Here is a 24802-nt window from a genome sequence, read left to right on the forward strand (position 1 = left end):
CGGCTAATCTGTTTCGCAACGTTTCCGGAGGACGCTGATGGCCATCTCTCCCCCGTCGGATATCATTCTCGACGTCGCTCGCGCCGCCGACCCCGAGCGGCTCAAGGTAGCTACCGCCAAGCTCGACAGGCTGGCGGAGACCGCCGGCACGGCCTTTGCCGACCTGATGCCCGCCGTATCAGAGGCCGGCGGTGCGCTTGTCGCACTGGCTGAGGCTACGCCAACGGTCGATCCTTCGCCATCTGTGCCGTTCGACCTTCATCGCGCTCGCCTGCGTCTCCAGAACGAAACGGCCCTGGCCGCCCGTGTGGACGGAGCGACCGTCACTGCAGGCGATCGCCAGGCCAAGGCGCTGGAAAGCTTCGAGGCGATGGTGTTGAGCACCTTCATTGGCTCGATGCTGCCCGAAGGCGCGGAAAGCGTTTACGGCTCCGGCACGGCCGGCGATGTCTGGAAATCCATGTTGTCCGACCAGCTCGGTCGCCAGATGGCCAGGGCTGGGGGCATCGGCATAGCCGACCGGCTTGTTCCCGGACAGGTTGCCAATCTCGATTCCGGCGCAACCAGCCCCTCCCCGCTGCGCCTTGCCGCGCTCCTCTCCACCGTTCCACGTATCTGACGTCCGACCTAATTTCGGAGTTTCCTGATGGACGAACCGCTCGCCGCCGTCGCCACCCCATTCGACACCGGCGCCTCGACGGCGCTATCCGCAACCCTTGATGGTTGGACCGATCCGGACGGCAGCACGCCGATCGAGATCCTTGCCCTCCTCAAAGCCATCGCCCGTCTCGAACAGGTCGTGGACCAGGAGACGCAGTCTCTTCGAGCGGGCGAGACGCCCGCCTTCGAGGACCTCAACTATCGCAAGAGTCATGGGCTCCTCGAGCTTACGCGTGCCATGCGTCTCGTCGACCCCCTGAGCATCGGCGACGACCTTCGCGACCGGCTCGAGAGCTTCCGCGAACAACTCGAACGCAACAGAATGCTGCTCAAGACCCACCTCGACGCCACGCGCGAGATCTCGGCCATCCTCACCGCCGCTATCAGCGACGCCGAGTCCGACGGGACCTACGCACCGCCGCAGCGTTTGTGGACGCGGCCGCAATGAGCCGGCTTTTCTTCACGGGCCTCTGGGTCTGCGTCGTCACGCTCCTGTCGGCCTACAGCGCGGCCTGGTGGCTGGTGAACGGCAGTCTGGCGAAATCGACGGCCGATCCGACTTGGGAAGGTCTTCAGTATGTCAAGACCGAACCGATCAACGTGCCGATGATCCGTGACGGCAAGCTGATGGGATACAGCGTGCTGGAGCTGGTGTTCACCGCCGACAGCACTCGTCTCAAGGAAGCTCCGGTGCCGCCGGAGCTGTTCGTCACCGACGAAGCCTTCCGGACGATCTACGGCGATGACAGCATCGATCTCGATCACATCCAGCGCTACGACCTCAAGGCGTTCGCAGACGGCATTCGCCAGAAGGTCAACGTTCGCCTGAAGAGCGACATCGTCCAGGAAGTATTGGTCGACCAGATCGGCTACTTCTCGCGAGATGCCATGAAGCAGTGATCCCTCGTCTTCGTATCAAACCATGAAAGGCGGCTCTCCTTTTCGGAGGGCCGCCTTTTTGTCGACGCGATGAACTGTCGTTCGTTCAACTCGTTGCCGGCGCCGGCTGCATCTTCTCGGCGAGTTCTCGGAAGGCGTCCTGACTGAGCGGATCCGTCGGGTTCTGGCGGAGACCTTCATAGATGCGAGGCACCAGCGACACGGCTTGATCGAGCTCGGGGTCCTGGCCGGCCTGGTATCCGCCCATGAGACGCAGGTCGCGTGTATCCTCGAAACGGGCGATCAGGCTCCTGAGGCGCAGAACGAGATCCCGCTCCTCGCGACTCCAGACATGCTGGGCAAGGCGGGAAATCGACGCCAGTACATTGACGGCCGGATAGCGTCCCTGATCGGCGATGGCTCGGTCGAGCACGATATGCCCGTCGAGCGTGCCGCGGATGTTGTCGGCCACCGGATCGTTGTGGTCGTCGCCATCGACGAGAACGGCGAACACGCCGGTGATCGATCCGCTGCCCTCCTCGCCCGGGCCGGCCCGTTCCAGAAGCTCCGGCAGGCTGGTGAAGACGCTCGGCGCGTAGCCGCGCGCCACAGCCGGTTCGCCGGCGGCGAGCGCCACGTCACGGGCCGCGTGGGCATAGCGTGTCACCGAATCCACGATCAGCAGGACTTGCTCGCCGCGATCGCGGAAATACTCGGCGACAGCCATGGCGGTGCGCGGCGCCAGCCGGCGCATCATCGGGCTCTCGTCGCCGGTTGCGACGACCGTCACGGAACGGGCGCGATTGTCGCCAAGGGAGTCGTCGAGAAACTCGCGCACCTCGCGGCCGCGCTCGCCGACCAGGGCGATGACCACCGTATCGAAGGCGCGTGAGCGGGCGATCATCGACAGTGTCGTCGATTTGCCAACGCCAGAGCCTGCGAAAATGCCGATGCGCTGGCCGGCGCAGATCGGCGTGAAGAGATCGAAGGCGCGCACGCCGGTCCGGATCGGTTTCGTGACGCGGGCGCGGCGAAGCGCGTTGGGCGGCCGGCCGTCCACAGGTACGGCAACCACGCCGGGCGTCAGTTGACCAAGTCCGTCGACCGGCGCCGCCATGGCGTCGATGACGCGCCCCTTCCATGATGGATGCGGGGCCAGCACCACCGGTCCGGCATGCCAGGCAGCGGCGCCGAGGCCGGCGTCGATACGTGGCGCGAACGGCTTGACGGTAACGCCATCGCCATCGATCCGAAGCACCTCGGCGAGGCTCGCTCCGTCTTTGGCGGCGATTTCGATCCGGTCGCCCAGGCGAACGTGACGCGACAGTCCGCGCAGACGGAAGGCGTCGGGAGCCACTTCGGACACACGCCCGCCTACACGGATGTAGCCGAGTTCGTGGGCGGCCGTCGCAACGCGATCTGCTAGGTTCTCTAGTCCGAAGGATTTTGTCACGTGACCTGCCCGAGCCGCTTGATCGCCTCTTGCATCGACTGTTCCGACTTGTTCGACGCGGCGGTGACCTGTTCGAAGGCCCGCGTCACCTCGATGAGGCGCGTCATTTCCAGCACGGGATTGACGTTCGCCTCCTCAACGAAGCCCTGCGCGACGCCCTGGCCGACGAAGTCGACCACGGGAACGGCCGGCAGGTCCGGAATGACACCCGAGTTGGTGCCGCGCGCCAGCTTCGCCTCGTCGGGGATGGAGAACAGTCCGAGGGCGCCGATCGCCCGACCGTTCTGGGAGATCATGCCGTCCCGACTGATCGATAGTCGGCCGGCGTCGGGATCGATGAGGATGGAGGCTCCGCCCGGATCGAGGATGGGATTGCCGGCGACGGTCTGCAAAACGCCGTCGGCGGAGACCTGCAGGCGACCGTCGCGCGTGTAGACGTTGCCGGTCGGCGTCTGAACCGCCAGCCAGCCGTCGCCATCCACGGCGACGTCGAGGTCGTTGCCGGTCTCGCGCAAACCGCCCTTGTCACGGGAGATGAAGGTCTGCCCGGTCGAGGAGTAGGCAACGGGATCGGTGCCAGCCCGCGACAGATAGGTGTCGAACTTCACTTCGTCCGCTCGATAGGCAGCGGTGGAGAGGTTGGCGACATTGCTGGCCAAGGTGTCGAGACGGTTGGCCAGCGCCACCTGCGCCGACAGCGAAACGTAGAGGGAGCTCTGCACGGTCAATGGCCTCCAAGCTTCAGCCCTTGCAGGCTCATCAATGTATCGGCACTCATCACCGCGTTGCTTTGGCCGGTAATGAGCGTGGCGACGGATGCCGTTGCCGTGCTGCTGGGATTTGCCGCTTCCCACATGGCGGTAAAGCGGGTCAGGAACTTCTTGAGCTCTTCGGGCTTGGAGAGGCTTTCGATGTCGATCCGACTCTCGAAGTACTTCGCCTGGACGTCGATATCGGCGTTGCCGGTTTGCGTCGACAGCCCGAGCACCGTTTGCGCCACCTTGAGAAGAGCCGGATCGGCAAGGATGCTGTAAGCCGATGTAATGGTCGGCACTTTTCGCTCGAAGTAGAGGGCAAGGCGCACCCCCTCGTTCTCCTTGCCGGCTTGTGTCTCGATCGTCTGTCGAAGATAGCTCGAGATCGTGCTCTCCGCTTGTTCGTTCGTCTGGACCCGGACGGTCCCTTCCGTCGAAAAGTTGAAGGCCGCGGCGAGTTCCCGCCACGCCGAGTTGGTCTGACTGGCGGCGAAGCTGTCGGCATCGTTGGGGTCGGAGGTGAGGATGCGCCGGAGGAATGACTTGGCGCTGGCCGCCGTGCCGGGCGGTTCGACGCCGAACGCCGTGGTGGCATAGGCGACGAGACTGTCGTCGGCCAGAAAATCATCGACCGTCTTCACGTTGGCCAGGGTCTGCTCGTAGGCCAGCGTACCAAACTTGATCAGGGACTCGGAGTCGCCCTGCTCGACAGCCTTCGCGGCATATCGCTTCTCTATATCGGAGAGCGCTTCCGGGCTTTGCGCCGATGGCTTCAGGAAGGAGAAGGCCTTGGCAAACTCCTGGTAACGCTTGTCGACGAGCTTGTTGGCAAAGCTCTCGGAGTCGGTGAGGTCGCTTTCCAGAACCTTGCGCATGAACGCCTTGGCGTAGGTCATGTCCTCAAGACCGTAGGCCTTCATGGCATAGGAGTAGAGGCGATGATCGCCGAGGAACTCCTCGATACTGGTCACTTGGCCGATGGTCTCCCGGTAATACTCGGTCGCCCGCTTGACGTCCGGTTGAGCCGCCGTGCGCGTCAGCGTCGCCGACATGTCGCGCGTGATCATCTGATAGCTCAGCGGTGTCGACAGCATGATCCTTCTCCTTGTCTTGCTGCAATGAATGCCGGCCGAACCTTGCTCGTGGCTGGCGAGAGCCTCCCAAGCCTCGCACAAGCCTCGCCGCCTAGACCCGACGACAGACAACCACGAGAAGGAGCAGGGACTTGGGTAGTTTGATCGGCTTCATTATCGCCATCGGCTCCTTGCTCGGCGGCTATGCGGCGCTTGGCGGGCATCTCACTGTGCTGTGGCAGCCGTGGGAGTTCGTCATCATCGGCGGCACCGCCCTGGGCATCTTCATCGTCGGCAACACGTTGCGGACGGTGCGCGATACCGGTCGCGGCGTCCTTGACGCGGTGCTGGGCAACATCCCCCGGCGGGAGCACTATCTAGGCGTCCTCGAGGTTCTTTATGCCTTGATGCGCGAGTTGAGATCCAAGGGGCGCAGCGATGTCGAAAAGCACATCGAAGATCCGGAAAACTCTGACATTTTCCGCAAGGTTCCCTTTGTCGCCAAAGACAAGGAAATGCGCGCCTTCATCTGCGATTACTTCCGCCTGATCATCGTCGGAAACGCTCGGCCGCACGAGGTCGAGCAGTTGATGGACGAAGAGATTCAGACCATCGCCCACGAGCGGCTTATGCCTTATCTCGCCCTTGGCGCCATCGCCGAAGCGCTGCCGGCGCTTGGTATCGTCGCCGCCGTGCTCGGCGTCATCAAGGCGATGGGCGCCATCGATCAGTCGCCGCAGATTCTTGGTGCGCTGATCGGCGCCGCCCTGGTCGGTACCTTCGGCGGTATCTTTCTTTCCTACGGCGTGGTGGCTCCGATCGCCGGCAAGATCAAGGTGACACGCGAACGCCAGCTCGCCCCTTACATCCTGATCAAGCAGACGCTGATCGCATCCATGAACGGCGCCGTGCCGCAGATTGCCCTCGAATACGGACGCAAGACCATCCCCGCCCACCAGCGGCCGACCATCGACGATGTCGAGGACGAAGTGATCTCCACGCCTGTTCCGGCCGCGGCCAAGCCCGGTGAGACCGCCCAGCGGAGTGCCGCCTGATGGCCAGCCTGCATACCGCCACCCGCCCTGTCTCCGACAAGCTTCTCGATGCGAGCGGCATCTCCGTCGACCGCATCCCGATGCTGCACGTCGCCTTCGACCGTCTGGCGACCCACTGCGCCGACAGTCTTCGCCAGATGTCGTCGTCCCCGGCTTACTTCTCGCTGTCCAACATCGCGCCGTCGCGCATCGACGACGTCCTGGACGATTACGAAGCCAACGCCATCGCCGGCGTTTTCCACGTGCCGGCCTGGGACTCGCGCATTCTCGTCGGTTTCGATCGGGACTTCGTCTTCTCCATGGTCGAGGTGTTGTTCGGCGCCGATGGCAGCGAACCGCCGATCGACGTCGAGCGCCCGTTCTCCAATATCGAGATCAACATCGCCCAGGCGATCTTCGAGCGCATGGCCAAGGTGCTGCCGCTGGCTTTCGGCGCGTCCCAAGACACCACCTTCAAGTTCGAGCGCATCGAGACCCGCATGGATTTTGCGATCATCGGGCGGCGCAACAGCCAGGCGTTGGTGGCCAAGTTCCTGCTGCAGGCGCTCAACCGCGGAGGCGAGATGTTCGTCATCCTGCCGCAGTCGGTTCTGAATCCGGTCCGCGAAACGCTGGCCAACACCATGGCCGGAGAAGCAGCCCCGCGCGATCCACGCTGGGCCCGTCAGATCCAGAGCGAAGTGCAACGAACCGAGATGCGCGTCGACGCCATTCTCGAAGAGAGGCTGATCGATCTGTCCGACGTTTCCAACTTCGAAGTTGGACAGGTCATCGAGCTGCAGGCGACACCGCGCAGCCGCGTCAAGCTGACCTGCCGCGGCGAGCCGCTCTTCTGGTGCCAGCTCGGCCAAAGCAACGGCGTCTACACCATCAAGATCGACGAACACGTCGATGCCGATCAGGAGTTCCTCAATGACATCCTTTCTCGTTGAAAGCATCCTGCTGGTCGCTCTGATCGGCACCATCGCCGGTCTGCTCGTCTTTCGTCGCGAGCTACGCGAACTCAAGTCCAACCAGGCGACCTATGCCACTTCTCTCGACGAGACCGGCGTCGCCCTGATGACGGTCGGCAACGCCATCCGCGAAATCAACATGCAGGGCCTGACAACTCTGCAGAACCTGACCGTCGAAATCGAACGGGCGCGGGCCATGCTTGACGAGCTTGAGAAGGCGGCCGGCCTTGCTTCGGCCGAACCGATGAGAAGCGGCGCGCGCGCCGGTCGCTGATCGATCGCCCCTCCGTCAATTTTCAGGAAAAGGACAGGACCATGGCCCGCAGTTCCAAGACCCAACGCGACATCGACGAGATCATGGCCGAGATGGACGGTCCCGCCGCTCCCACGCCGGCCGGCGACGTTCTGGAAGCGGTGGCCGTCGAGACGATCGTCGACAACGGCTCCGAGGACGAACCCCGCGAAGAAAGCGGCCCCAGCGTCGAGGACAGCTTCGGCGCGGTGCGCAACCTCGAGGCGGTGATGCGCATCCCCGTTACCATTCAGGTCGTTCTCGGCTCGGCCGTCATGCCGGTCGCCAACCTGATGAAGCTTCGCCGCGGCTCGGCCATTCCGCTCGATCACCGCGTCGGCGAGCCGGTCGACGTCGTGGTCAACGGCCGTACCGTCGCTCGTGGCGAGGTGGTGGTGGTCGAAGACGATACCTCCCGCTTCGGCATCTCGCTCACCGAAATCGTCGGCGGCAACGCCTCCAACGCCTGAATAGCGGACGGGAGATCATGGCAGCCACGGCTACGGCGAAAAAGAACAAGGGCGATCGCCCGCTCCAGGGTCCCGACAAGGCGGCAGTGCTGCTGCTGGCGCTCGGCCAGCCGCTGTCCGGACGGCTGCTCTCCCACTTCGACACCGGGGAGATCAAGCAGGTCACGCGCTCGATCGCCGATCTCGGCGCCGTGTCGGCCAAGCAGATATCCGACATCGTCGAGGAGTTCGCCACCCGGTTCACGGGCGGCAATCTGCTCGGCACCGTCAGCGACGTCGAGAAGATGCTGACCGGCATCCTGCCGCCCGATCAGGTCTCCGACATCATGTCGGACGTGCTCGGCTATGCCAATCGCTCCATCTGGGATCGGATCTCCTCGGTCTCCGAGGCGATCTTCGCCAACTATCTCCAGAAGGAGCATCCTCAGACGGCCGCGCTCATCCTGTCGAAGGTGCGGCCGACCTTCGCCGCCCGCACGATGAGTCACCTGCCGCAGCCGCTGCGCCACGAACTCATGCGCCGCATGCTGAACCTCAAGCCGATCGTCGAGGATACGGTGGCAATTGCCGAACGCACGTTGCACGAAGACTTCATGTTGAACTTCTCGCGCAACATGGGCGCCGACACCCATGCCCGCATGGCCGACATCCTCAACAAGATGGAGCGTCACGACATGGAAGATGCGCTCGAAGGCATCAAGAAGGTGAAGCCGGAATCGGCGGAGATGCTGAAGGGTCTGCTCTTCACCTTCGACGACATCATCAATCTGGCCCCGCGTGCACGCCAGGCGATCTTCGACCAGATCCCGACCGAACGGGTGGTCCTCGCCCTCAAGGGCACCGACCTCGACTTCCGCGACGCTATCCTGTCGTCGCTGGCGACGCGTGCGCGCCGCATCGTCGAAAACGAGCTGGCCACCAGCGAGCCCTCGCCGCAGCGCGACGTGCTCGAGGCGCGCCGCGTGATCGCCGACCTCGCCCTGGACATGGCCGGGCGCGGCGAGATCGAGCTCAACTCCGATCAGGATGACGACACCTACATACGCTGAGGTGCGTCATGAGCGACGAGCCCGATCAAGACAGCAAAACCGAAGAAGCAACTCCCAAGAAAACCCAGGACGCCATCGAGAAGGGCAACATAGCCCAGTCGCGCGAACTGCCCATGCTGTTCTCGCTCGGTGCCATGCTGATCGTTATGGTCTGGGTGATCGGCACGGGTGCCGGCCGGCTGGCGGCAACCCTTCGCGGCTTCCTGGACAACCCCGGAGACGTCCGCCTTGAACAGGGACAGGATGCCGTTCTGCTGCTCGATGCCGTCGGTCTCGAAATGGGCCGCTTTCTGGTGCCGACCATCATCATCTTCGCGGTCGCCGGCCTTGCCGGATCGTTCGTGCAGAATGTGCCGCAGGTCGTGTTCGACCGCATCAAACCCGAGCTCAGCCGTCTGTCGATCGCCAAGGGATGGAAGCGCCTTTTCGGCGTACAGAGTCTCGTCGAGTTCGGCAAGGCGCTCTTCAAGTTCGGCGCCACGGCTCTCGTGGTGTCGATCATCCTCAAAACCGAACAGCATCGGATGGTGAACGCCATGTTCTCCGACCCCGGCTCCCTGGTCGACTCCACGGTCGGCATCGCCATCCACCTGCTCTCCGCCGTCTGCATCGCCACGGTGCTTCTGGTGGCGGCCGACCTCATCTGGGCTCGGATCCAGTGGCGGCGCAACCTGCGCATGACCAAGCAGGAGGTGAAGGACGAGTTCAAGAACACCGAGGGTGATCCGCTGGTCAAGGCGCGCATGCGTTCGTTGGCGCGTGATCGCATCCGTCACCGCATGATGGCGAACGTCCCCCGGGCAACCTTGGTTCTCGCCAACCCGACTCACTATGCCATCGCGCTCCGCTACGTCTACGAAGAAGGCGGTGCGCCGGTGGTGCTCGCCAAAGGCCAGGACCTCGTCGCCCTCAAGATCCGTGAGATCGCCGAAGAGAACGGAATCCCGGTGGTCGAGGATAAATTGCTAACCAGAGCCATGTACGGTAAGGTCGAACTCGATCAGATGATCCCCGTCGAGTTCTACCGGGCGGTGGCGGAAATCATCTATCTGCTTCAGGCTCGGTCGACCGACAGTAACCTGCCAGCCATCGTCAACGGCCACTCATGACGGATACGCGACACGACCACCGCTCCATCGCCCGCGAGAAGGCGATCGCCGAAGGCGTCAAGGACGTCGCGGCCGAGTTGCGCCTGATCGATATCGTCAACCTGGTCGTCTACATCCAGCTCGAGAAGCACGGCAACCTCGACGATCTCGTTGCCTCCTCGGTCGAGCTCTATTTCAAGCCCGATACGCTTCGCTACGGCTGGCGCGCCGCCATCGACACCGACTGGTCCGGCCCGACCACCGTGACGCTCGACATGGAGTTCCAGAACCAGGGCGTGACCGTGTTCTTCAGTCTGATCCTTGGCCCGCTGAACGCCGGCGTAGAGATCCATTATTTCGCCGTCTCCGGCTCGTCCGGTGATCCGGAAGAAAACACGCTCCGCCTCATCGAAGCGATCGCCGACGCGCGCCTCGTTCCAATCGGCTGATTAGGTCAGGCCCGGTCGGCGAGACCAGCCTCGGGCAAGATTTCACCGCCATGATCCCTCTCGAACCTTCGGAGGGATCGTCTTGCAGCCCATCCATCTCTTTTCCATCGCCTCCCGGCAAGCCGACTGGCTGTCCGTCCGTCAGGCGACGATCGCGCAGAACGTCGCCAACGCCGACACGCCGAAGTATCGCGCGGTCGACGTCGAACCCTTCGGCGACGTCCTTTCGCAGACCCGTCTCCAGCTTGCCGCGACCAACCCCGCGCACATGGCGCCGAGCGGCCTCGATGCGGCCACCGCGGACGTCCGTCGCGAGGACGCCTGGGAGATAACCCATTCCGGCAACTCGGTCAGTCTCGAACAGGAGATGATCAAGGCCGGTGACATCCACACCAGCTTCTCCCTCAACCGCAGCATCGTCGCCGCCTTCGGCCGCATGCTGACCTCCGCCGTGAAGGGGTGACCCGATGGACCAGCTCGCAGCCGCCCTCAGGATCTCCGGATCGGGCATGCAGGCCCAGTCGACGCGCATGCGTATCGTCTCGGAAAACCTTGCCAATGCCCAGTCGACGGGCAGGACGCCCGGCTCCGATCCCTATCGCCGCAAGACGGTGACGTTCGCCGAGGAGATGGACCGGGCCATGGGAACGCCGATGGTCATGATCAAGGACATCGGCGCCGACCGCAGCCCCTTCGAGGTGCGCCACGATCCCGGCAACCCCGCCGCCGATGCCGATGGCAACGTCAAGATGCCCAATGTCAACGTGCTCATCGAGCTCAGCGACCTGCGCCAGGCCAACCGATCCTACTCGGCCAACGTCGAGGCGATCACCCAGGCCCGCTCGATGCTGACGATGAACATCGATCTCCTGAGGAACTCGTGATGCTGAACCCCATCTCCTCGCTCGATTTCAACATCGACCGATTGTCGCCGCCGACCGCCGCACCCGCCGTCCGTGCTCCCGCACCGACCGAAGCCGCCGCCTCGGCGGTCGCCAAACCGGTCGATTTCATGGACGTGCTTGCCGAAGTCTCGGGCTCGGCCATTTCCGACCTCAGGGTAGGAGAAGCCGCCTCGATCGCCGGCATGGAAGGCAAGATGAGCGTGCAGCAGGTCGTCGAGGCCGTGATGTCCGCCGAGAAGTCGCTGCAAACCGCGCTCGCCGTCCGCGACAAGGTCGTATCCGCCTATCAGGAAATCGGCCGCATGGCCATTTGAGGAGCCAGAGATGAAAGCGCTCGCCATCGCCGCCACCGGAATGACCGCCCAGCAGCTCAACGTCGAGGTCATCGCCCACAACATCGCCAACATCAACACGACCGCCTTCAAGCGCTCGCGCGCCGAGTTCACCGACCTGCTCTACCAGACCCAGCGCATGCAGGGCGTACCCAACCAGGGCGGCCAGTCTGTCATTCCCGAAGGCGTGCGGCAGGGGCTCGGCGTTCGTGCCGCCGCCATCCGCAACCTGCATCTGCAGGGTGGCATGACCCTCACCGGCAACACCTATGACATGGCGATCGACGGGCGCGGCTGGTTCCAGGTCGACGGACCGAATGGCGAGACGCTCTACACGCGGGCCGGCGCCTTCAACAAGAACGCCGACGGCCAGCTTGTGACGCTCGATGGCTACGCGGTGCAGCCGGCGATCCTCGTGCCGACGGACGCCACCGACCTGACCGTCAACGAGTCCGGCGAGATCTTCGCCACAGTTCCCGGACAGGCGGCGCCCCAGTCTCTCGGTCAGCTTTCGCTCGCCAACTTCACCAACGATGTCGGCCTCGAGCCGATCGGCGGCAACCTCTATCGCGAGACGCTCGCCTCCGGCACGCCGGTCGCCGGTATTCCGACCGACCCCGGTTTCGGCAAGATCCGCCAGAAGTATCTCGAGGCGTCCAACGTCGATCCCGTGTCGGAGATCACCGAGCTCATCTCGGCCCAGCGCGCCTACGAGATGAACTCCAAGGTCATCCAGGCGGCCGATTCCATGGCCGGCACCGTCTCGAACGGGCTGCGCTGACGCCAGAAAGGCCGTTCCCATGAAACGCCTGCTGCTCATCGCCGCCTTTGTCTTCATGGCTGGCGGCTTCCTCGCCCTTGGTCCGGCCGAAGCCCAGATGGTGTCGACGTTGCCGGTGCCCGGCATCACCATCTACCCCGGCGATCCTATCACCGACGACATGCTGACCGAGCGCCGCTTCCGCCTGACGCGAGCGTCTCTAGAAGCGGTCGTCGCCGGTCGTGAAATGCTGGTCGGCAAGGTGGCGCGGCGCACGTTGCTTCCAGGACAACCGATCACCGTCAACGCAGTCGAGAACGCCAAGCTGGTGCGCCGAGGCGTCCCGGTGCGCCTCGTGTTCGTCGAAGGGGGACTGACCATCATCACCTACGCCGAGCCAATGCAGTCGGGCAGCGTCGGTGAGGTGATCCGCGTGCGCAACACCGAGTCCGGCACCGTCATCGTCGGCGTGGTCCAGGCCGACGGCAGTATCGTCGTAGGAAAGAGCTGATGCGCGTCCTTATCGCCGGCCTCGCCGCCGGGTTCGTTGCTTTCCAGCCGGCCGCCGCTCAGGACGGCTCGCGGATGCCGATTACCCTCGATCCGCAGACTGGCGAGGTCGTCAGCGTCGTCGACGCCCCCCTGACCTTCGCCTCCCAGGGCGGCCGAACGCTGCTGGCCGCGGATATAGAACCCAACTCGTCCCTGCCACCCCCTCCCGCCGTCGCACCCGTCGTGCCCGTCGTCCCTCGAACAGGGCCGGAACCGAAGGCGCCGAACACGCCGGACACCATGGTGCATTCCCTGTCGCCGGGAGATGTGCGTATCAAGGACATCGCATCCATCGAAGGCGTTCGCGAGAACCAGCTAGTGGGTTACGGCCTCGTCGTCGGTCTCCAGGGCACCGGCGATACCCTGCGCAATGCCGCGTTCTCCGAGCAGTCGCTTCAGTCGATGCTGGAACGCCTCGGCGTCAACGTCCGCGACAGCGCTCTTCGAACGCGCAACATCGCCGCGGTCATCGCGACTGCCGAACTCCCGGCCTTCGCCGGCGCCGGCTCGCGGATCGACGTCAACGTCGCCTCGCTCGGCGACGCCAGCTCGCTGCAGGGCGGCACGCTGATCATAACCCAGCTCGCCGGCGCCGATGGCGAGGTCTATGCCGTGGCGCAGGGGCCGATCGCCGTGACCGGCTACAGCGCCGTCGGCATGGCCGAGAGCGTGCAGAAGGGAACACCGACGGCCGGGCGCATTCCGAACGGCGCGTTGATCGAACGCGAACTTCAGACCAATCTCGACGGCCTCGGCGCACTGACCTTCAAGTTGCGCAACCCCGACTTCCGCACTGCCATCCGCATCACCGATGCAATCAACAAATACAGTCGCCATCGCTACGGTGCCCCGGTCGCGGAAGAACGCGACTATCGCACCGTCGCCCTGATCAAGCCGCGCGGCATGTCGGCCGCCCGCTTCATCGCCGAGATAGAAGGGTTGCCGGTTCGTCCCGATACGCCGGCCCGCGTCGTCATCGACGAGCGTTCGGGAACCGTGGTGATGGGGGCCGACGTCCGCATATCGACGGTTGCCATCACCCACGGCAATCTCAGCATCCGCGTCAGCGAAGCGCCTGTCGCCTCTCAGCCGGCGCCGTTCTCGGACGGCGAAACGGTGGTGCTGCCCCGCACCATGGTCGACGCCAGCGAGAGCGGCGGTAACCTGGCGATCATCGGCGGCACGGACCTGCAGACCTTGGTCCGGGGCCTCAACCAGATCGGCCTCAAGCCGACCGGCGTCATCGCCATCGTCCAGGCCATGAAGACCGCCGGCGCCCTCCAGGCCGACCTCGTGGTGCAATGAAGGTGTCCGGTCAGACGATCAGCCCCGCGCAAGTCTGCGGTGCGAACCTGCCGGATATGAAATCAACGACTGAAGAGGTTTCGGCATGACGTCGATCCGACGGTGCCTTCCGTCTCGCCTGCTTCTGGCAGCCATGGTGGTTCAGCTTTGTCCGGTCGTGACTTTGGCGGCGGAAACCGAAGCGAAGACCGTATCGCCTGTCGAGACCGCGGCCACCAGCCACTCCGGCCTCGAAATGCGGGCCCTGACCGAAGAGGCGCGACAGTACTGCGTCAATATCCGCAATGTCGCCGCCGATGCCCGCTACGCTTGGCAGAAATCGACTCTGGAGGCCCTCGACAAGCGCGTCGCCGAGCGGATCGCCGAGCTTGAGGAGAAGCGCGCCGAGTATGAAAGCTGGCTCAAGAAGCGGGAAGACTTCCTCGCCGCCGCCCGTGACGACATCGTGGCCATCTACGCCAAGATGCGCCCCGAAGCGGCCGCCAGCCAGCTCACCGCCCTCGACGACGAAATGGCTGCCGCCGTGTTGGCCCGCCTCAACGCACGTTCATCCAGCGCCATACTCAACGAAATGGACCCCACCCGCGCCTCGCAACTCGCCAGCGCGCTCGCCGGCATGACCGAACTGTCCGCCAAAGGAGAACTCCCTTGAAGCGTGTCCTGCTTCTCATTGCCGGCTTGTCGCTCGTCGGCTGCAACACGACCGCGGATCTCAACACCGAGCCGACCATGTCGCAGGTCGGTGCGGCGCTTCCTCTCAACGCGCTGACACCGTCTCCCGCAATGTTCCGGGATCCTACCTCGACTTACGTTCACGGCGGCGAAGGATTGTTCCGCGACTCTCGCGCCCATCAGGTCGGCGACGTCCTGACCGTCCTGATCCTGATGAACGACAAGGCCGCTCTCGACAACTCGTCGGAACGCTCCCGCGTTTCAAGCGCGGGCTTCGGCGCCGGATTCGGCTTCTCGGTGGCCGGCGAGGGGTCCGACGCCAGTCTCGACGGCAGCGTCAACTCCTCCTCGCGGTCGAAGGGCGAAGGCGCCGTGGAGCGCTCCGAGGCGATCAAGGTCACCTTGGCGGCGGTGGTCACCAGCGTCCTGCCCAATGGAAACCTGATCATCTCCGGCTCGCAGGAAATGCGCGTCAACTACGAGATGAGGGTGGTCAACATCCAGGGCATCGTTCGCCAGCGCGACATCTCGGGCAACAACGTCGTGCCCTATGAGAAGATCGCCGAAGCGCGCATCTCCTATGGCGGCCGCGGCCGGCTGACCGAAGTGCAGCAGCCGGGCGTGCTCCACCAGCTCTACGACCGCGTGGCTCCGTTCTGAGAGGCAGCATGGCCAAGCTTCCGCTTCCCGCCGCCCGTGATGCGGCGCCTTCCGAGACCGACGCAGACGTTCGTCGCCCGCCGCCCCCCGAACGCGGGGGCGTGTTGAAGCCGGCGTTTTTCCTGACGGTTCTGGCCGTCGCCGCCGGCCTCGGCCTGGGCGTCCATCTCGTTCGCTACGCGCAGATCGCCGACGCCGGTCAGCAACGGGAAACCACCACCGGGGGCGAACGCGATCCCCTGACGTCGCGGCTCTATCGCCTGAAACCGATCGTGACCAATCTGACCGAGCCCGCCGACGTCTGGCTCCGCCTCGACGCCGCCATCGTCTTCGAGGACGAGATGCCCAACTCGGACATCATCTCTGCGGAGATATCCGAGGATCTTCTCGCCTTCCTGAAGACGCTGAAGGTCGGGCAGCTCGAAGGTGCTACCCAGCTTCAACACCTCCGCGAAGACCTCCGGGATCGGGTGGCTATCCGTTCGGGTGGCGACGTGCGCGACCTCATCATCGAAAGCCTGGTCGTCCAGTGAAGAAAATCCTGCTCGCCATCCTTCTGCTGGCTGCCACGAGCACGCCGGCCCTTGCGCAAATTTCCGGTCTTGGCGGCAGCATGCCGGATCTCGGTTCGTTGATTCCCGCCGGCGAGGGGTCGGCCTCCGGCCGCATCGTCCAACTGGTGGCGCTTCTGACGGTTCTGTCGGTGGCGCCGGGCCTTCTCATCATGGTGACGAGCTTCACGCGCATCGTCGTGGCCCTGTCCTTTCTGAGGTCCGGCATCGGCCTGCAGACAACGCCGGCCAACCTCATCCTGATCAGCCTCGCACTGTTCATGACCTTCTACGTCATGGCGCCGACGTTCGATCGGGCCTGGAACGATGGCGTGCTGCCGCTGACCCGCAACGAGATCTCCGAGGAGGTTGCCTTCGAGAAGATCTCCGATCCGTTTCGCGACTTCATGGCCCAGCGCGTCCGCGACAAGGACCTGAAGCTGTTCGACGACCTCGCCGCCGAACACCTCGGCATCAAGACCGAGGTTGGCGCGACGCCGCTACGTGTCCTCATTCCGGCCTTCATGATTTCGGAACTGCGGCGCGGCTTCGAGATCGGCTTCCTGATCGCCCTTCCCTTCCTGGTCATCGACATGATCGTGGCGACGCTGACCATGTCCATGGGCATGATGATGCTGCCCCCGACCGTGCTGTCGCTGCCCTTCAAGGTGTTGTTCTTCGTGCTGATCGACGGTTGGAACATGCTGGTCGGCGGCCTGGTGCGTTCGTTCTTCTAGCGGCCTCCCCCCGTTGCCTGAAAAGCCCGCTTCCTCACCGGAGCGGGCTTTGCGTTTGTGGGGTCTGGTCCGGAATCCTGACCTTTTGACAGCCATTTCGGCGCGTCAGCTTCGCGCAAGCCTCGTCGGACAAGGTAAGGCCATGGCAGGTTGGATCGCTCAACCAACCAGGAGGATCCAAGGGCATGATGCCGCTCCTGCCATACCGGTGAAAACCCGGAATGTCCCATCTCATTCATCCAAAGGGACATACGAAAATGGCTAGCCTTCTGACCAATGCCGCGGCAATGACCGCCCTCCAGACCCTCGCGTCCACCAACAAGGCTCTCGACGGTACGCAGAACCGCATTTCCACGGGCTTGCGCATCTCGACGGCTTCCGATGGTGCCGCTTACTGGTCGATCGCCACCACCATGCGCTCCGACAACAAGTCTCTGTCTGCCGTGCAGGACAGCCTTGGCCTCGGCGCCGCCACGGTGGACGTGCAGTACACCGCCCTCGAAGCCACCGTCAAAGAGCTCACCGAGATCGGCAAGCTGCTCGTCAGCGCCAAGACCCCGGGCGTCAACCGCGGCCAGATCCAGGAAGACATCAAGGCTCGTCTCGGCCAGATGAACTCCATCGCCTCGTCGTCGGTGTTCAACAGCGAGAACTGGCTGTCCGTCGACTCGAGCGGCAGCTTCAACAAGGACAAGTCGGTCGTCGCGGCCTTCTCGCGCGTCGGCAATGCGATCACCATCGAGACGATCAAGGTCGACGTCAACGAGATCAAGCTCTATGACGCCAACGCGGCAGCTGCCCTTCCGACGCCTGCGACGGCTCCCACCGCCGTTGCGGACGGCGTGGTCCAGATGAATGGCCGAGGCCTCTTTGACACCGAATGGCAGGTCTTCAGCGACAAGCTCGCCACCCCGGCCGCCGTCTCGCTGTCGATCAAGGATCTCGACATTTCGGCCCTCACGGACTCCGCCGATGACCAGGCGACACTGTCGTCCTACATCGAGATCGTCGATGCCGCCCTCAGCAAGCTGACTGACGGCGCCTCGAACCTCGGTGCCGTCAAGAACCGCATCGACACGCAGAAGGACTTCGTCCAGGCGCTGACCGATGCGATCGACCGCGGCATCGGCCAGCTCGTCGACGCCGACATGAACGCCGAATCCACCCGCCTCCAGGCTCTGCAGACCCAGCAGCAGCTCGGCATTCAGGCGCTGTCGATCGCCAACTCCAACAGCCAGAACATTCTGTCGCTGTTCCGCGGCTAAGCGACCACCACCCGCTTCAAGCCGTATGGAAGCCACGCCCTTCGGGGCGTGGCTTTTTCCTTTGCGAAAGCGCTCGCCTCTCTGGCGGCAATGCTCGCGCAAGTTTGCCGACGGACACTGGGCGGCAAGACGCACCCGGGCCGCCCGCCGGCTCCGACCCTGACGCACCGGACCGCATCGAGATCGACAGATGACCGCTCGCGAACACGCCGAAACCCTCTGGATCAATCTTCTCGACCTCGGACCACGGCGGCTTGCCGCCCTGGCCACGGTCGCCGTCACCATGATGGCCCTGATCGCCGGATCGGCCTACTACCTCAGCCGCCCGCAATACACCGTACTCTACACGGGCCTTGAGAATGGCGATGCGTCACGCATCGGCTCTGCGCTGACGGACGCCGGCATCTCCTTCGACGTCAGCGCCGACGGCGCCACGGTCTACGTCACGCCGGCCCAGACCTCGCAGGCCCGCATGCTGCTCGCCGAGAAGGGATTGCCGCGCAGCGCCGCCGCCGGGTACGAGCTCTTCAACGAGCTTGGCTCGCTCGGCCTCACCTCCTTCATGCAGGAGGTGACACGGGTGCGCGCGCTGGAGGGCGAACTGGCCCGCACCATCCAGACGATGAAGGGCGTCAAGGCGGCGCGGGTTCACATCGTATTGCCCGATCGCGGCTCGTTCCGGCGCGATCAGCAGCCGCCGTCGGCCTCGGTGATCATCCGCACCGACGTTCCCGAGGACGTGCGCATGGCCGAGGCAATCCGCCAGTTGGTCGCCGGCGGCGTGCCGGGACTCGGCGTCGACCGCATCACGGTTCTCGACACGGAAGGGACCGTGTTGGCGTCGGGCGAAGATGCAACCACGCTGCCCGGCAGCAAGACCAACCGCCTGGAACGGACCGTGGCGACCGGCATCGAGGCGAACATCCGGCACGCGCTGACGCCCTATCTCGGCTCCGAGAACTTCCAGATCAGCGTCGCCGCCGAGCTCAACACCGATCGTACCCGCACCAATCAAACCCTCTTCGATCCGGAGTCGCGCGTCGAACGTTCCGTCCGCACCGTGCGCGAAAGCGGAAACTCGCAAAACTCCAGCCAGGACGCGCCAACCACCGTCGAGCAGAACCTGCCGGAGGAAACGGTTCAGTCGGCCGACGCCGGCGAGCGTTCTAGCGAGGAGAACCAACGCCGCGAAGAGCTGACCAACTACGAGATATCGACCACCACCAAGGAGGTGATCAGCGACGGATACCAGGTGAAGTCGCTGTCCGTCGCCCTCATCGTCAACCGTGCGCGGATCGCCCAATCGCTTGGCGACAATCCCACCGACGAAGCGGTCGAGGCGCGGGTGACGGAGATGCGCAACCTTGCCGCTTCGGCCGCAGGCCTCAACGAAGGGCGTGGCGATCGCATCCAGGTGACGGCCGTCGACTTCTCAGACAGCTATGCCGACATGCAGCCCGTGCCCCCGCTGACCTTCAAGGACGTGCTGCTGCGCCAGGCCGGAACCGTCGTCAACGCCGTCGTCATTCTTGCGGTCGCTTTGCTCCTCATCTGGTTCGGCCTCCGGCCGGCGATGAACGCCCTGCTGCCGCGGCTCGAAGCGAAAGCCGAGGAGAAGGATGCGGTCGTGGCCTTGGCCGATGCCTCCGCTGAGCCGGCGACCGCCCTGCCCGGCGCCGGTCAGACGGCGCTACCCGCCGGAGAGGCTGTCGGCGCCATGCAGCATCTGATCGAGGACATGAACGCCCGCATGCGCAACTCGCCGCTCAAGCTGCTCGAACAGCTGGTTGAGATGGATGAGGAGCAGGCCGCCAGCATCCTCAGGCAGTGGATGGACGAAGAGGAGGCGGCTTGATGCTTCGTTCGGCCATCGATGTACTCGCCGTCTTCGATCTCGACCGCCGTGAGCCGCCGCCAGTGGCCTTGGAAGCGGAGCCGCCAATCGAGCCGCTCGGATACTCGATCTCCGAGGAAATCGAGCGCCGTGTGGCCGAAGCCGTCGCGACTGTGCGTGCCGAAGAGCGCGCCGATGCCGAGTGGCAACTGACCGAAGCCTTGGCCGAGCAGGCAAGATCCCTGCGTGCCGAACACGATGCCGCGCGCAAAGCGTGGGTGGAGGAGCAGTCCGATCGGATTGTCACCATGATCGATGCCCGGTTTGCCGAACTCGGGGAACGCCTCGGCGTCGCCGCCGCCCGCGCGCTCAGGCCGTTTCTCGTCGAACGCCTCGTCGATCGATCGGTCGTGGACCTGGCAAGCTGCATCGAGCGGATCATGACCGACGGCACCTCCCCGCCACTGGAAATCACGGGACCGGCCGATTTGCTTGATCGGCTTGCCGAAAAGCTGGGTGGACACGCCGCGGCCATATCCTTTCATCCCGGCGACCAGGCCGACATCGCCGTGACGGCGGGCGAAACCCTGATCGAGACCCGCCTTCAGGAATGGGTCGCCCGCCTCCTGCATAGTGAAGAGTGAGCGCCATGAGTGCCGAGCCCACGGAAATCATCTTCGTCCGCCGGTCGCTGCACCGCAGAACCGAGGCGCCTCAGCACGGCGTCTGGAAGATCGCCTACGCGGACTTCATGACGGCGATGATGGCCTTCTTTCTCGTCATGTGGCTGATCAACGCCACCGACCAGAAGACGCGCGAGGCGGTTGCCAGCTATTTCAACCCCATCAAGCTTGCCGAGGCGACGGTCGACAAGAAAGGCCTGCGCGATCCGCTCGAAACGGAAAAGGAAGGCGTGCCCGACGGCAAGGACCAAAGGTCGGCTACCGAGAGCGTCGACGAAAGTCTGGAGGGCTATAGCCAGACGCTCGACAAGCCCAACGAGCGCAAACCGCGCTACTCGGAAGCGGCGCTGTTCGAAGACCCCTATGCCGTCCTCGCCGCGCTGGTCGCCGGTTCGGAGCCGGACCAGTCGGCCGACAACGTCGGCGCCTTCGAGACGCTTGGCCAGTCGGGAGAGCCCGGCCTCAACGGTGGCGACGCCCAACGTGATCCCTTCGATCCGGTCTACTGGAAAATGTCGCGTACGCCGGCGCCGGGGGACGGCGAAGAGACCGGTGGCACCGATATCGTCGGCGACAAGACCGAAGGCAAACCGATCCTGGCCCAATCCGCCATGACTGATCCCGCCACCGTCGAAGAAGCCGAACTCAGGAACGCCGTCCCACCCCTGCCGCTTGCCAAGCCTCCGGTCGCCCCTCCGGAATCGAGGCAGGACGTCGCCGCCGCATCTGTCGTCTTGTCCGCAACTCCACCGGTCGAGGTCAAAACCGCCGGCGATTCTGAGGCGACCACCAAGTCCACAACACCGGACCCAGCGCCGAGACCCGTCACCGAATCCGAGAAAGCCGTTGGGGCAAGTCCCGAGGAGACGACGGTCATCGCTCCCGACAAGCCGGTGGTCACCACGCCGGCCGAGGTTGCCCAGACCAAAACGGGGGGCGATGCGGAGGCGCTTGACCGCGAGATTCACACCGCCATCGGCAACATCGGCCCGACACCCGGCATCGAGGTTACGGCGGCGCCGGAGGGTCTCCTGGTGACGCTGATGGACGAGCGCAAGTTCGGCATGTTCGCCGTCGGCTCGGCCGAACCCGAGCCCGAACTCATCCGCACCATCGACGCGATCGGCAAGCTGATCGGCGAGCGCCCCGGCAAGATCGTCGTGCGCGGCCACACCGATGCACGGCCGTTCCGCAGCAAGGACTATGACAACTGGCGCCTGTCCACCGCCCGCGCGCACATGGCCTATTACATGCTGGTGCGTGGTGGCGTTCCGGAGACACGCTTCGAGAAGATCGAAGGCTATGCCGACCACTGGCTCAAGAATGTCGACGATCCCGAGGCGCCGGAGAACCGCCGCATCGAAATCCTGATCCGGGAGATGCCGACGTGATCCGCCGCGTTTTCCTCGTCGTCGCACTGCTCTCCGCCGGTCCGCTTCTTGCTGCCGAAGTGAGGTCCGATAGCATACCGCCCTTCGAGATGGTGCGCACGCTGCAAACCTTGCAGGCGCAGATCGCCGGTGGCAACGCTACCGCCGTCGCCGCACAGCGCGATCTGCTTTCCGTGATGGAGAAGACGTTTCTCGCCGCCGATCCCTCGGTCTGGCGAGACGGGCGCAACGCACGCGCCGCCGTCACCTTTACGCTGTCCGGCGGAAGCCCTCGACTGATGCGGAGCCTCCTCGCACTCGACCCACCGATCGCCATCGAGGCCGATCTGGCCGCCGGGGCGCTTGCCTATATCGAGAACCGGGAGGACGAGGCCCGCAAGCGACTATTGCCACTCGACGCTCGCACTCTGCCAATGTCGCTGGGCGGTCAGGTGGCTCTGGTACAGGGCAGCCTCGTCGCCCGGGAAGACCTCCCCAAGGCGATCGGACTGCTCGATGATGCCCGCCTGCTGATGCCGGGAACGCTGGTGGAAGAGGCGGCCTTGCGGCGCGAGGTGTTTCTCATCGCGCAGACCGGCAACCTCGATCGCTTCGAGTTCCTTTCGCAGCAATACCTCCGTCGCTTCGGTACCTCGGTCTACGCCGAGGACTTCCGACAGCGCTTTGCAACCGCCATCGCCCGGCTCGGAATTGCCGACGGAGACGATCGCTTCCCTCGCCTGGAGGCCATCCTGAAGACCTCAGATCCGGAGAACCAGCGAGCGCTCTTCCTGCAGCTTGCCCAGGCGGCCGTGGTGCATGGCAAGCTCGGCACGGCCCGATCGGCCGCGGCCGACGCGGCCGCGCTCGCCACGATCGGTGGCCATGACGCCATGCGCGCCGGCCTCTATGACGCCGCCGCCTCCATCATCCCCGGCAAGGATATCGTCGAGGTGAGCAAGCGCCTCGCGGGGCTCAACCGGCGTCAGCTGGGCCGGCGCGACGCTGACCTTCTGGACGCTGCCATCGCGGTTGCCGCCGCCGTCGGCGAGGTGCCGCCGCCGCCCTCGCCGATCGACACCGTTTCGGTGGTGGCAGCCGATACCGAGCGCGGCGATGCATGGGTGACCGGCACCATGCGCGCCGCCGAAGCCGGCCTTTCCGCCGCCGATACACTCCTTGAAAAGGCGAACAGTCCATGACCAGGATCGATACGCCGCTCACCCAACCCGCCCCGGAGAAGTCGGCCGACAAGACGACCGGAAAGACGTCGCCCAAAGACGACGATGGCCGGCAGGCTGCTTTCCGGTCGTTGCTGCGGCAACTTGGCGGTCATTCGAGCACCAAGAAAGGGGATGCTGGCAAGGACGCGAAGGACGTTCCCGGCGAAGTCACGCGCAAGCATTCGCCCACTTGCCATCGGGCGGCGTCCAGGGAGGACAAGGTGGCGGAACCGTCGCCGGATGCCCTCTCGACCGCGACCCCAGCCGAGCCCATGGCCGCAGGTGACCAAGCGGTCGACTGGCAGGCCATTCTCGGGCGCGGCGAACAACAAGGACAGCCTCCCCTCGCCTTGGATCTGGCTCCATGGGTCGCGCCGCGCCCGCTGACAGACGACTCGGCCCAGCCACAGCAAAAAACACCAACGATGGCCGATCGCCAAAGCCGGTTGTCAAGCGTGACGCTGCCATCCGACACGGATATCGATCTCGCCCGTACCGACGCGACCGGTTCGGCGGCGACCGAACAGGCCGATCCATTTACCGCCCTGTCCTCGCTGCTTGACGGGGAGATCGACACGGCCGCCGAGCCCGAAGGCGTGGATATTGCCCCCCTCAAGATGTCGGTGATCGCCCGCGAAACGCATTTCGAGCCGGTAACGCGCCTGTCTCCGGTGCAGCAGATCGCCACGGCGGTTGGCGACGACCTTGCTGCCCTCTCCGACCCCGCTGAAGGAGAAGTGGCCACGCGACCGGCCGAGCCGGCCCGCCATTCCTCCGGGCCGCTCAAGGTGCTACACCTCAAGCTCGAGCCGGAAGACCTTGGCGCCGTCGTCCTCAAGATGCGGCTCGTCGACAAGTCGCTGGAACTCGAGGTGGTAGCCTCCCGACAGGAGACCGCGGATCTTCTCGCCAAGGACAGGGACATGCTGACGCGTGCGTTGCGCAGCTCGGGCTACGCCGCCGATATCGTGACCATAACCACCTCCACATCCCCCGACAGCGGCCAGATGACCGGTGACAATCGGTCGGGCGGCCAGGCATCATCCGGCCAAGCCGGCTCACAGGCTGGCGGCAACCGGGATTCCAACAATGCCGCAGGTGGAGGCGACCGCCCGTCGGCCCGTCCGCAACCGATGGAAGCAACAGGCCATGAAGAAAGCGGTACTGGCCGTTCTGGCGGCGATCTCTACCTTTAGCTCCATCGATCGCGCGCCGGCCGAAGAACTGACCATCTGCGAGCGTGAGATGCGGGCGGCGGCCGACGAGTACGGCATTCCGCTCGGCGTGCTCTATGCCGTCGGCATGACCGAGAGCGGCGGCAAGAAAGGTTTGCAGCCTCTGGCGATGAACATTGCCGGCAAGCCCTATGTCGCGCCCAGCCTCGCAGAGGGCCTCGCTCGCTTCGAGAAGGAGCGCGCGCGCGGCGTCAAGCTCATCGACCTGGGCTGCATGCAGATCAATCACCATTATCACGGCGGGCGCTTTGCCTCGGTGGCCGAGATGTTCGATCCGCACAAGAACGTCCAGTATGCCGCTCGCTTTCTCAACGAACTGCGGGCCCGTCACGACACCTGGACCATGGCCGTTGCCCGCTACCATGCCGGTCCGAACAACAACCCGGCGCAGAAACGCTACGTTTGCCTGGTCATCGGCAATATGGTGAGAAGCGGCTTTGGGGCATGGACTCCCAACTCGGCGGCCTTCTGCGGCCACAAGGGAAGTTGAGCCGGAACACACCCGTTATATGCAAATATACAGACCGCAAGCTTCGCAGGGC

30 protein-coding genes are annotated in these 24802 nt (G+C 64.6%); 27 read left to right on the forward strand and 3 right to left on the reverse strand.

The features are described 5' to 3' along the window. Window positions 1–37 precede the first annotated feature (37 nt). The 3 genes from M4J39_RS02510 to M4J39_RS02520 are packed head-to-tail and all read left to right on the forward strand — an operon-like array spanning window position 38 to window position 1560. Window positions 38–619: a rod-binding protein gene (locus M4J39_RS02510; RefSeq protein ID WP_251726223.1), complete on the forward strand. Its 582-nt coding sequence runs from the start codon at window positions 38–40 to the stop codon at window positions 617–619. Between the two features lie 27 nt (window positions 620–646). After that, window positions 647–1108: a flagellar protein FlgN gene (locus M4J39_RS02515; protein ID WP_251726224.1), complete on the forward strand. Its 462-nt coding sequence runs from the start codon at window positions 647–649 to the stop codon at window positions 1106–1108. After that, window positions 1105–1560 carry a hypothetical protein gene (locus M4J39_RS02520; RefSeq protein ID WP_251726225.1) on the forward strand — a complete coding sequence of 152 codons (456 nt, stop codon included), beginning with the start codon at window positions 1105–1107 and terminating at the stop codon, window positions 1558–1560. The genes M4J39_RS02515 and M4J39_RS02520 overlap by 4 nt, the downstream gene beginning before the upstream one ends. Before the next feature lie 85 nt (window positions 1561–1645). On the opposite strand, the gene fliI is transcribed toward M4J39_RS02520, so the two are convergent. From fliI to M4J39_RS02535, 3 genes are read right to left on the reverse strand one after another with little or no spacing between them, the layout of a single operon-like run. Beyond that, on the reverse strand, window positions 1646–2992 hold the full coding sequence (gene fliI, locus M4J39_RS02525) for a flagellar protein export ATPase FliI (protein WP_371875368.1): 1347 nt from the start codon (window positions 2990–2992) through the stop codon (window positions 1646–1648). Then, entirely contained in the window at window positions 2989–3714 is a 726-nt protein-coding gene (gene flgF, locus M4J39_RS02530; RefSeq protein ID WP_251726226.1) for a flagellar basal-body rod protein FlgF, read from the reverse strand. The genes fliI and flgF overlap by 4 nt, the downstream gene beginning before the upstream one ends. Window positions 3715–3716: 2 nt before the next feature. Then, window positions 3717–4841, reverse strand: a complete 1125-nt coding sequence (locus M4J39_RS02535) for a DUF1217 domain-containing protein (protein WP_251726227.1) — start codon at window positions 4839–4841, stop codon at window positions 3717–3719. Window positions 4842–4972: 131 nt separating this feature from the next. Between M4J39_RS02535 and motA the strand changes: the two genes are divergently transcribed. The 24 genes from motA to M4J39_RS02655 all read left to right on the forward strand — a co-directional run bounded on the left by motA (window position 4973) and on the right by M4J39_RS02655 (window position 24750). Continuing rightward, entirely contained in the window at window positions 4973–5875 is a 903-nt protein-coding gene (gene motA / locus M4J39_RS02540; RefSeq protein ID WP_251726228.1) for a flagellar motor stator protein MotA, read from the forward strand. Continuing rightward, complete coding sequence (locus M4J39_RS02545; protein WP_251726229.1) at window positions 5875–6807, forward strand: flagellar motor switch protein FliM; 933 nt, start codon at window positions 5875–5877, stop codon at window positions 6805–6807. The genes motA and M4J39_RS02545 overlap by 1 nt, the downstream gene beginning before the upstream one ends. Then, complete coding sequence (locus M4J39_RS02550) at window positions 6788–7102, forward strand: hypothetical protein (RefSeq protein ID WP_251726230.1); 315 nt, start codon at window positions 6788–6790, stop codon at window positions 7100–7102. Before M4J39_RS02545 ends, M4J39_RS02550 begins: the two co-directional genes overlap by 20 nt. An 83-nt stretch (window positions 7103–7185) precedes the next feature. Next, a complete protein-coding gene (fliN, locus tag M4J39_RS02555) occupies window positions 7186–7590 on the forward strand; it encodes a flagellar motor switch protein FliN (protein WP_371875391.1) in 405 nt (134 codons plus the stop codon). Between the two features lie 17 nt (window positions 7591–7607). Beyond that, window positions 7608–8639, forward strand: coding sequence for a flagellar motor switch protein FliG (locus tag M4J39_RS02560; RefSeq protein ID WP_251726231.1), 1032 nt, complete (start codon window positions 7608–7610; stop codon window positions 8637–8639). Between the two features lie 8 nt (window positions 8640–8647). Further along, entirely contained in the window at window positions 8648–9748 is a 1101-nt protein-coding gene (gene flhB, locus M4J39_RS02565) for a flagellar biosynthesis protein FlhB (RefSeq protein WP_251726232.1), read from the forward strand. Continuing rightward, window positions 9745–10176, forward strand: coding sequence for a hypothetical protein (locus M4J39_RS02570; protein WP_251726233.1), 432 nt, complete (start codon window positions 9745–9747; stop codon window positions 10174–10176). The genes flhB and M4J39_RS02570 overlap by 4 nt, the downstream gene beginning before the upstream one ends. 82 nt (window positions 10177–10258) lie before the next feature. Continuing rightward, window positions 10259–10639, forward strand: a complete 381-nt coding sequence (flgB, locus tag M4J39_RS02575; RefSeq protein WP_251726234.1) for a flagellar basal body rod protein FlgB — start codon at window positions 10259–10261, stop codon at window positions 10637–10639. Between the two features lie 4 nt (window positions 10640–10643). Continuing rightward, window positions 10644–11060: a flagellar basal body rod protein FlgC gene (gene flgC, locus M4J39_RS02580; protein WP_251726235.1), complete on the forward strand. Its 417-nt coding sequence runs from the start codon at window positions 10644–10646 to the stop codon at window positions 11058–11060. Then, window positions 11060–11395: a flagellar hook-basal body complex protein FliE gene (locus M4J39_RS02585; protein ID WP_251726236.1), complete on the forward strand. Its 336-nt coding sequence runs from the start codon at window positions 11060–11062 to the stop codon at window positions 11393–11395. The genes flgC and M4J39_RS02585 overlap by 1 nt, the downstream gene beginning before the upstream one ends. 10 nt (window positions 11396–11405) lie before the next feature. Next, entirely contained in the window at window positions 11406–12194 is a 789-nt protein-coding gene (flgG, locus tag M4J39_RS02590; RefSeq protein WP_251726237.1) for a flagellar basal-body rod protein FlgG, read from the forward strand. Between the two features lie 19 nt (window positions 12195–12213). Beyond that, window positions 12214–12684, forward strand: coding sequence for a flagellar basal body P-ring formation chaperone FlgA (gene flgA, locus M4J39_RS02595; RefSeq protein ID WP_251726238.1), 471 nt, complete (start codon window positions 12214–12216; stop codon window positions 12682–12684). Between the two features lie 281 nt (window positions 12685–12965). Next, entirely contained in the window at window positions 12966–14030 is a 1065-nt protein-coding gene (flgI, locus tag M4J39_RS02600; protein WP_251726784.1) for a flagellar basal body P-ring protein FlgI, read from the forward strand. An 85-nt stretch (window positions 14031–14115) separates the two neighbouring features. Then, a complete protein-coding gene (locus M4J39_RS02605) occupies window positions 14116–14682 on the forward strand; it encodes a MotE family protein (protein WP_251726239.1) in 567 nt (188 codons plus the stop codon). Continuing rightward, window positions 14679–15362, forward strand: coding sequence for a flagellar basal body L-ring protein FlgH (locus M4J39_RS02610; RefSeq protein ID WP_251726240.1), 684 nt, complete (start codon window positions 14679–14681; stop codon window positions 15360–15362). The genes M4J39_RS02605 and M4J39_RS02610 overlap by 4 nt, the downstream gene beginning before the upstream one ends. 8 nt (window positions 15363–15370) lie before the next feature. Next, a complete protein-coding gene (locus tag M4J39_RS02615) occupies window positions 15371–15895 on the forward strand; it encodes a flagellar basal body-associated FliL family protein (RefSeq protein ID WP_251726241.1) in 525 nt (174 codons plus the stop codon). Next, window positions 15892–16650: a flagellar type III secretion system pore protein FliP gene (gene fliP / locus M4J39_RS02620; RefSeq protein WP_371875369.1), complete on the forward strand. Its 759-nt coding sequence runs from the start codon at window positions 15892–15894 to the stop codon at window positions 16648–16650. Before M4J39_RS02615 ends, fliP begins: the two co-directional genes overlap by 4 nt. A 257-nt stretch (window positions 16651–16907) precedes the next feature. Further along, on the forward strand, window positions 16908–17915 hold the full coding sequence (locus M4J39_RS02625) for a flagellin (RefSeq protein ID WP_251726242.1): 1008 nt from the start codon (window positions 16908–16910) through the stop codon (window positions 17913–17915). A gap of 190 nt (window positions 17916–18105) precedes the next feature. Beyond that, window positions 18106–19770 (forward strand): flagellar basal-body MS-ring/collar protein FliF, encoded by a 1665-nt coding sequence (fliF, locus tag M4J39_RS02630; protein WP_251726243.1) that lies wholly within the window; start codon window positions 18106–18108, stop codon window positions 19768–19770. Continuing rightward, a complete protein-coding gene (locus M4J39_RS02635; protein ID WP_251726244.1) occupies window positions 19770–20393 on the forward strand; it encodes a hypothetical protein in 624 nt (207 codons plus the stop codon). The genes fliF and M4J39_RS02635 overlap by 1 nt, the downstream gene beginning before the upstream one ends. A gap of 5 nt (window positions 20394–20398) precedes the next feature. After that, a complete protein-coding gene (locus tag M4J39_RS02640) occupies window positions 20399–21823 on the forward strand; it encodes a MotB family protein (RefSeq protein WP_251726245.1) in 1425 nt (474 codons plus the stop codon). Then, on the forward strand, window positions 21820–23004 hold the full coding sequence (locus M4J39_RS02645; protein ID WP_251726246.1) for a chemotaxis protein: 1185 nt from the start codon (window positions 21820–21822) through the stop codon (window positions 23002–23004). The genes M4J39_RS02640 and M4J39_RS02645 overlap by 4 nt, the downstream gene beginning before the upstream one ends. Continuing rightward, window positions 23001–24221 carry a flagellar hook-length control protein FliK gene (locus M4J39_RS02650; RefSeq protein WP_251726247.1) on the forward strand — a complete coding sequence of 407 codons (1221 nt, stop codon included), beginning with the start codon at window positions 23001–23003 and terminating at the stop codon, window positions 24219–24221. Before M4J39_RS02645 ends, M4J39_RS02650 begins: the two co-directional genes overlap by 4 nt. Further along, complete coding sequence (locus tag M4J39_RS02655) at window positions 24175–24750, forward strand: transglycosylase SLT domain-containing protein (RefSeq protein WP_251726248.1); 576 nt, start codon at window positions 24175–24177, stop codon at window positions 24748–24750. Before M4J39_RS02650 ends, M4J39_RS02655 begins: the two co-directional genes overlap by 47 nt. The last annotated feature ends 52 nt before the right edge of the window (window positions 24751–24802 follow it).

Source organism: Pleomorphomonas sp. NRK KF1 (assembly GCF_023721755.1).
Taxonomy (GTDB): Bacteria; Pseudomonadota; Alphaproteobacteria; order Rhizobiales; family Pleomorphomonadaceae; genus Pleomorphomonas.

Coding starts and splice junctions, on each gene's coding strand:
- M4J39_RS02655 (WP_251726248.1), top strand. CDS start 24,175: ATGAAGAAAGCGGTACTGGCCGTTCTGGCGGCGATCTCTACCTTTAGC.
- M4J39_RS02635 (WP_251726244.1), top strand. CDS start 19,770: ATGCTTCGTTCGGCCATCGATGTACTCGCCGTCTTCGATCTCGACCGC.
- flhB (WP_251726232.1), top strand. CDS start 8,648: ATGAGCGACGAGCCCGATCAAGACAGCAAAACCGAAGAAGCAACTCCC.
- M4J39_RS02570 (WP_251726233.1), top strand. CDS start 9,745: ATGACGGATACGCGACACGACCACCGCTCCATCGCCCGCGAGAAGGCG.
- M4J39_RS02615 (WP_251726241.1), top strand. CDS start 15,371: ATGGCCAAGCTTCCGCTTCCCGCCGCCCGTGATGCGGCGCCTTCCGAG.
- M4J39_RS02560 (WP_251726231.1), top strand. CDS start 7,608: ATGGCAGCCACGGCTACGGCGAAAAAGAACAAGGGCGATCGCCCGCTC.
- flgG (WP_251726237.1), top strand. CDS start 11,406: ATGAAAGCGCTCGCCATCGCCGCCACCGGAATGACCGCCCAGCAGCTC.
- flgA (WP_251726238.1), top strand. CDS start 12,214: ATGAAACGCCTGCTGCTCATCGCCGCCTTTGTCTTCATGGCTGGCGGC.
- flgI (WP_251726784.1), top strand. CDS start 12,966: ATGGTGCATTCCCTGTCGCCGGGAGATGTGCGTATCAAGGACATCGCA.
- M4J39_RS02640 (WP_251726245.1), top strand. CDS start 20,399: ATGAGTGCCGAGCCCACGGAAATCATCTTCGTCCGCCGGTCGCTGCAC.
- flgC (WP_251726235.1), top strand. CDS start 10,644: ATGGACCAGCTCGCAGCCGCCCTCAGGATCTCCGGATCGGGCATGCAG.
- fliN (WP_371875391.1), top strand. CDS start 7,186: ATGGCCGAGATGGACGGTCCCGCCGCTCCCACGCCGGCCGGCGACGTT.
- M4J39_RS02545 (WP_251726229.1), top strand. CDS start 5,875: ATGGCCAGCCTGCATACCGCCACCCGCCCTGTCTCCGACAAGCTTCTC.
- M4J39_RS02605 (WP_251726239.1), top strand. CDS start 14,116: ATGACGTCGATCCGACGGTGCCTTCCGTCTCGCCTGCTTCTGGCAGCC.
- M4J39_RS02625 (WP_251726242.1), top strand. CDS start 16,908: ATGGCTAGCCTTCTGACCAATGCCGCGGCAATGACCGCCCTCCAGACC.
- M4J39_RS02585 (WP_251726236.1), top strand. CDS start 11,060: ATGCTGAACCCCATCTCCTCGCTCGATTTCAACATCGACCGATTGTCG.
- M4J39_RS02650 (WP_251726247.1), top strand. CDS start 23,001: ATGACCAGGATCGATACGCCGCTCACCCAACCCGCCCCGGAGAAGTCG.
- M4J39_RS02535 (WP_251726227.1), bottom strand. CDS start 4,841: ATGCTGTCGACACCGCTGAGCTATCAGATGATCACGCGCGACATGTCG.
- M4J39_RS02550 (WP_251726230.1), top strand. CDS start 6,788: ATGACATCCTTTCTCGTTGAAAGCATCCTGCTGGTCGCTCTGATCGGC.
- fliF (WP_251726243.1), top strand. CDS start 18,106: ATGACCGCTCGCGAACACGCCGAAACCCTCTGGATCAATCTTCTCGAC.
- M4J39_RS02515 (WP_251726224.1), top strand. CDS start 647: ATGGACGAACCGCTCGCCGCCGTCGCCACCCCATTCGACACCGGCGCC.
- M4J39_RS02510 (WP_251726223.1), top strand. CDS start 38: ATGGCCATCTCTCCCCCGTCGGATATCATTCTCGACGTCGCTCGCGCC.
- M4J39_RS02520 (WP_251726225.1), top strand. CDS start 1,105: ATGAGCCGGCTTTTCTTCACGGGCCTCTGGGTCTGCGTCGTCACGCTC.